The sequence below is a fragment of the Methylobacterium indicum genome, assembly GCF_001043895.1.
Classification (GTDB): Bacteria; Pseudomonadota; Alphaproteobacteria; order Rhizobiales; family Beijerinckiaceae; genus Methylobacterium; species Methylobacterium indicum.
Genome location: NZ_JTHF01000417.1, coordinates 1 through 1,239, shown reverse-complemented (window position 1 = coordinate 1,239; position 1,239 = coordinate 1). Strand labels below are relative to the sequence as shown.

Below are 1,239 nucleotides of genomic sequence, written 5' to 3'. Positions count from 1 at the left end.
TGCCCGGCCTGCGGCGGGAGCTTGCGCCGGATCGGCGAGGACGTGACCGAGAGCCTCGACTACGTGCCGGGCCGGTTCAAGGTCGTGCGCCACGTGCGCGAGGCGTTCGCCTGCCGTGCCTGCGAGCAGGTGGTGCAGGCACCGGCTCCCCACCATGCGGTTCCCCGCGGGCGGGCCGGTCCGGGGCTCCTGGCCCACATCGCGGTGGCGAAGTTCGACGACCACTTGCCGCTGTATCGCCAGGCCGAGATCTACGCGCGCGACGGCGTCGAACTGGCGACCTCGACGCTCTCGGGCTGGCTCGGCGCGACTGCGGCCACGCTGCAGCCGCTGACCGAGCTTCTGCGCCGGGAGGTGATCGGCGCCTCGGACGTCCTGCACGGCGACGACACGCCGATCCCGGTGCTGGCGCCCGGCACGGGCAAGACGAGCACCGGGCGGCTGTGGACCTACGTGCGGGATGAGCGTCCCCATGGCGGCGCCCGTCCGCCGGCGGCCGTGTTCTTCGCCTCGCCCGACCGTCGAGGCGAGCGACCGCTCGCGCACCTGGCGGCCTTCTCCGGCGTGTTGGTGGCCGACGGCTATGCCGGCTTCAACGGGCTGTACGAGGCCGGGCGAGTGGGCGGCGGCCTGACCGAGGCGGGGTGCTGGGCGCACGTGCGCCGCAAGATCTTCGACGTGCACGCCGCGACGGGCTCGGCTCTCGCGGCGGAGGCGCTGGAGCGGATCGGGGCGCTCTACGGGGTCGAGCGCGACCTGTACGGCAAGCCGCCCGATGCCCGCACCCGCGAGCGGCAGACCCGCTCGAAGCCGCTGGCCGAGGCGCTGAAGGCGTTTGCCGAGACGAGCCTGGCCCAGATGCCGGGCCGCTCCGACCTGGCCAAGGGGTTGCGCTACATGCTGGCACGCTGGCCGGCGCTCATGCGGGCCTTCGACGACGGCCGTCTCGCCCTCGACAACAACGCGGCCGAGCGGGCGCTGCGCTGTGTGGCAGTCGGGCGCAAGAACTACCTGTTCGCGGGATCCGAGCTGGGCGCCGAGCGTGCGGCGGCGTTCTACACGCTGATCGAGACGGCCAAGATGAACGGGCTCGATCCCGAGGGTTACCTGCGCGACGTGCTCACGCGCATCGCCGATCACCCGGCCAAGCGACTGGCCGATCTGCTGCCTTGGAACTGGATGCCAACCAGTGAGGCCGAGCAGGCCGCCTGACCAGTGGCTCCGTCACCGAGCGCTTAC

Annotated in this window: 1 protein-coding gene; it reads left to right on the top strand. The window is 72.6% G+C overall.

What is annotated here, in order from left to right; all coding sequences use genetic code 11:
• Positions 1 to 1,212 (top strand): IS66 family transposase (gene tnpC, locus QR78_RS30965; RefSeq protein ID WP_048431477.1); only part of this gene is annotated, 1,212 nt, incomplete at its 5' end.
• Positions 1,213 to 1,239: the final 27 nt, after the last annotated feature.